This window comes from Actinoplanes sp. NPDC051633 (genome assembly GCF_040681735.1).
Classification (GTDB): domain Bacteria; phylum Actinomycetota; class Actinomycetes; order Mycobacteriales; family Micromonosporaceae; genus Actinoplanes.
This window is the reverse complement of record NZ_JBFAZH010000680.1, coordinates 1-4,293: the sequence shown is the minus strand read 5'-3', so window position 1 is coordinate 4,293 and position 4,293 is coordinate 1. Positions and strand designations below refer to the sequence as shown.

Below are 4,293 nucleotides of genomic sequence, written 5' to 3'. Positions count from 1 at the left end.
CCGCTTTTACTTCAGTGTCATCAATTTTCACATGTTCACCAAGTATATGTGCTTGTCTTTCAACTTCTCTATCAACCACATTCTGCTATTGCTTTATCGTTGTGTAGTAAATGATTGACTGTTTGATATTGTTTGAAAAGAGAAGTTTCCATTTGAATAATATGTAATCTTACTTCTTGTTTTAATTCACTTAAATTATTAAAACGTGCCATGACAGAGCCCGCCGTTTCGCAACCGGCCACGTCAGAGCCCGCCGTTTCGGGTCCTCCCGCTTCGAGGGCCACCACTTCGACGCCTGCCGCTGAAGATGATGATCGGGAGGACGCGTCATGCTGATCGCCGCCATCCTGGCCCTGGCCGTCGGCACCTACACGATCCGGCTTAGCGGAGTCCTGCTCCGCGACCGCGTGCAGCTCTCCGACTCGGTGCAGCGCCTCCTGCCGATGGCCGCGGCCGCCCTGCTGACCGCGCTGGCCGCCACGGCCGCGCTGATGGAGGCAGGCGCCTTCGCAGGCTTCGCCCGCCCAGCCGGCGTCCTGGTAGGCGCACTGCTGGCATGGCGAAAGATGCCGTTCGTGGTCGTGGTGGTCGCCGCGGCGGCAACCGCAGCCTTGCTCCGCCTCGCGGGCGTCCAGTAGCCCATCCGGCACCGGTCCGAGCGGCCATGGCGGGAAGCGCGATCGACATAGTGGTAGCCCAGCCGCCGATCCGACCGCTCCAAAGGCGGCTCCGCTACCACTGTGGTCGATTTGTCTGCGACGGCGCCGGAAGTGGTAGCGCAGCGGCCTTTCCGCCCGGGTGATCGGCGGTTCCGCTACCACTGTGGTCGATTTGTCCGGCGGGGTGCGGGAAGTGGTAGCTCAGCGGCCTTTCCGCCCGGGTGATCGGTGGCTCCGCTACCACTGTGGTCGATTTGTCCTGCGGGAGGCGGGGAGTGGTAGCTCAGCCACTTTTCCACCCGGGTGATCGGTGGCTCCGCTACCACTGTGGTCGATTTGTCCCGCCGAGAGCGGGGAGTGGTAGCGCAGCCACCTTCCTGCCCGGGTGATCGGTGGCTCCGCTACCACTAGCTCGGCCGCTGGGCCGCGGACCTCGGCGAAGGATGGGCGCAAGTGGCCGCTCGATGCCGGGCCCGCGATCGGGCCGGCATGGCTGCCGCCGTGACCCGCCGTGCGGCGCAAGTGGCCGCTCGATGCCGGGCTCACGACCGGGCCGGCATGGCTGCCGCCGTGACCCCGCCGTGCAGCGCAAGTGGCCGCTCGATGCCGGGCTTGCGACTGGGCCGGCATGGCTGCTGCCTGGCCTTTCGATCGGCGTGACTGGCCGCTCGATGCCGGGCTTGCGACGGGCCGGCGTGGCTACCGCCGTGACCCGCCATGCAGCGCATGCGGCCGCTCGATGCCGGGCTCACGACCAGGCTGGCATGGCTGCCGCCGTGACCCGCCATGCAGTGCAAGTGGCCGCTCGATGCCGAGCTCATGACCGGGCCGGCATGGCTGCCGCCGTGACCCGCCATGCAGTGCAAGTGGCCGCTCGATGCCCGGGCTTGCGACTAGGCCAGCGTGGCTGCCGCCGCGACCCGCCATGCAGTGCAAGTGGCCGCTCGATGCCGAGCTCCCGACCAGGCCGCATGGCTGCCGCCCGGACCCGCCGTGCGGCGCAGCGGCCGCACGATCCCGGGCCTACGCCCGCGCTGGCATCGCAGCCGCCGCCGAGCTCAAGCGCCCGCAAGATGTCAACGACAATAAAGAAGCCCGGCCGCGAGGGCCGGGCGTCTCAGATCTGGTCGCCGATCTTGACGGCTGGTTTGGGTACGCGCATCCGCCGGAACGTCAGCCCGCGCATGAGGCCGTAGAGCGACAGCGACCCCATCCGCTGCGTCGTCTTCGGGAACCGCTCGCGGACGAGGCGCCGCACCTTTCGCGAGATCAGGATGCTGTCCACGATCACTCCGATCGCCAGCAGCGCCCACAGGATGTTCGCCGCCGCCTGGATGAAGGTGGGCATCCGCGTCGACGAGCCGATCAGCACGATGATCGCGCCGCCGAAGAAGTAGGTGCCCACCGTGCGGCGGCTGTCCACGATGTTGCGGACCAGCGCCCGCTCGGGCCCCCGGTCGCGGGCCAGCAGATACCGCTCGTCGCCGGCGCGCATGCCCGCAGAGGCCTCGGCGCGCTCGATCTTCTGCCGCTCGCGCATCTTCTTGTACGCCTCGCGCCGGTTCTGCGGCGCCGGCTCGACCACCCGCCGCTGGTTGGTCGTCCGCTTCGGCGTGACCACCCCCAGCTCCTTCTTGCTGGGCGTGTAGCCCTTGGGCCGGGCAGGGTTCACTTCCTCCACCGGTGAAACCGGCGCAGGGGTGGCGTCATCTTCGGTCTTGCGACGAAACAGCGAGGGCACGTGATGAAGGGTAGCTAAGGGCGGCCCTCATGAAGAGAGCCGCCCCGTCACAAATCAGAGCCGCTCGACGTGCGCACCCAGCGCGGCCAGCTTGCCCTCGAAGTCCTCGTACCCGCGATTGATCAGGTCGACCCCGTAGACGCGGGACGTGCCCTCGGCGGCCAGCGCCGCGATCAGGTGGGCGAACCCGGCCCGCAGGTCGGGGATCACCAGGTCGGCCGCGTGCAGTTTGGACGGGCCGGCGATCACCGCGGAGTGCTTGAAGTTGCGGCGGCCGAAACGGCAGGGGGTGCCGCCGAGGCAGTCGCGGTAGACCTGGATCGTGGCGCCCATCGAGTTGAGCGCCTCGGTGTAGCCCAGCCGGTTCTCGTACACGGTCTCGTGCATGATCGACAGGCCGTGGGCCTGCGTCAGCGCGACCACCAGCGGCTGCTGCCAGTCGGTCATGAAGCCCGGGTGTACGTCGGTCTCCAGCGCCACCGCCTGCAGCTCGCCGCCGGGGTGCCAGAAGCGGATGCCGCCCTCGTGCGGGGTCACCCCGGGCCGGCCGACCCGCTCGTCGGTGATCTCGAACTCGCCGCCGATCGACCGGAAGACGTTCAGGAACGTCATCATGTCGGCCTGGCGGGCGCCGAGCACCTCGACGTCACCCTTGGTGGCCAGCGCGGCCGACGCCCAGCTGGCGGCCTCGATCCGGTCCGGGATCGGACGGTGCTGGTAGCCGTGCAGCCTGGGCACGCCCTGGATCTCGATGACCCGGTCGGTGTGCACGGTGATGATCGCGCCCATCTTCTGCAGCACGCAGATCAGGTCGACGATCTCCGGCTCGATGGCCGCGTTGCGCAGCTCGGTGACACCCCCGGCGCGCACGGCGGTGAGCAGCACCTGCTCGGTGGCGCCGACGCTCGGGTACGGCAGCTCCAGCTTGGCGCCGTGCAGCCCGTGGGGCGCGCTGAGGTGCATGCCCTCGGGCGCCTTCTCGACGATCGCGCCGAACTCGCGCAGCGCCTGGATGTGGAAGTCGATCGGACGCGGGCCGATGTGGCAACCGCCGAGGTCCGGGATGAACGCATGCCCGAGCCGGTGGAGCAGGGGACCGCAGAACAGGATCGGGATCCGGCTCGAGCCGGCGTGCACGTTGATCTCGTCGGTGCTGGCGGTCTCGACATGCGTCGGGTCCATCACCAGCTCGCCGTCGTCGGCGCCGTCGCTGACCTTGACGCCGTGCAGCTCGAGCAGGCCACGGACGACTTCCACGTCGCGAATCGCGGGGACGTCGAACAGCCGGCTCGGCGACTCGCCCAGCAGGGCGGCGACCATCGCCTTGGAGATCAGGTTCTTGGCGCCACGGACCCGGATCTGACCGTGCAGCGGCGTACCGCCGTGCACCGCCAGGACATCGTCGGTCAACGGAACCTCCGTAAGGGGCGGTGAACCCGCCCGATGGGTGTGAGGGGCCCGGCGAGCATAGCCCTGAGTCACAAGGGCACCGGGCACCACAACGCCCGTGATGGCACGAATCCCTGATGATTAAGGCAACAGTAAGAATCACCCGTGCACAGGGATAACGGCGCCTTACAGAGCGTTACACCACAGCGATTACGGAAGCGCGAGCATCTGGTCGAGTGCCACCCGGGCGTGGTGCGCCGTGTCCGCGTCCACCACGATCTGGTTCGGCACCCGGCCCGCGACCAGCTCCTCCAGCGCCCACACCAGGTGGGGCAGATCGATGCGGTTCATCGTGGAGCAGTAGCAGACCGTCCGGTCGAGGAACATGATCTGCTTGTCCGGGTGGGCCAGCGCCATGCGGCGTACCAGGTTGAGCTCGGTGCCGACCGCCCAGGAGGAACCGGCCGGAGCGGGCGGCGCGGTCACGCTGCGGTTCACGCCCGA

The 4,293-nt window shown here is 68.0% G+C and carries 5 protein-coding genes; 1 reads left to right on the top strand and 4 read right to left on the bottom strand.

Annotated elements, in window-relative coordinates:
* Positions 1-71: 71 nt before the first annotated feature.
* Positions 72-287: a hypothetical protein gene (locus tag AB0M20_RS29600; protein ID WP_364303603.1), complete on the bottom strand. Its 216-nt coding sequence runs from the start codon at positions 285-287 to the stop codon at positions 72-74.
* A gap of 42 nt (positions 288-329) precedes the next feature.
* Between AB0M20_RS29600 and AB0M20_RS29595 the strand changes: the two genes are divergently transcribed.
* Positions 330-638, top strand: a complete 309-nt coding sequence (locus tag AB0M20_RS29595) for an AzlD domain-containing protein (RefSeq protein ID WP_364303602.1) — start codon at positions 330-332, stop codon at positions 636-638.
* A 1,138-nt stretch (positions 639-1,776) separates the two neighbouring features.
* Here the strand turns inward: AB0M20_RS29595 and AB0M20_RS29590 are convergent.
* The 3 genes from AB0M20_RS29590 to nadA form a co-directional block, all read right to left on the bottom strand.
* Positions 1,777-2,400 carry a DUF3043 domain-containing protein gene (locus AB0M20_RS29590; protein WP_364303601.1) on the bottom strand — a complete coding sequence of 208 codons (624 nt, stop codon included), beginning with the start codon at positions 2,398-2,400 and terminating at the stop codon, positions 1,777-1,779.
* 54 nt (positions 2,401-2,454) lie between these two features.
* Positions 2,455-3,810, bottom strand: a complete 1,356-nt coding sequence (gene murA / locus AB0M20_RS29585) for a UDP-N-acetylglucosamine 1-carboxyvinyltransferase (protein WP_364303600.1) — start codon at positions 3,808-3,810, stop codon at positions 2,455-2,457.
* Between the two features lie 189 nt (positions 3,811-3,999).
* Positions 4,000-4,293: quinolinate synthase NadA (nadA, locus tag AB0M20_RS29580; protein ID WP_364303599.1), on the bottom strand; the 294-nt coding region annotated here is incomplete at its 5' end.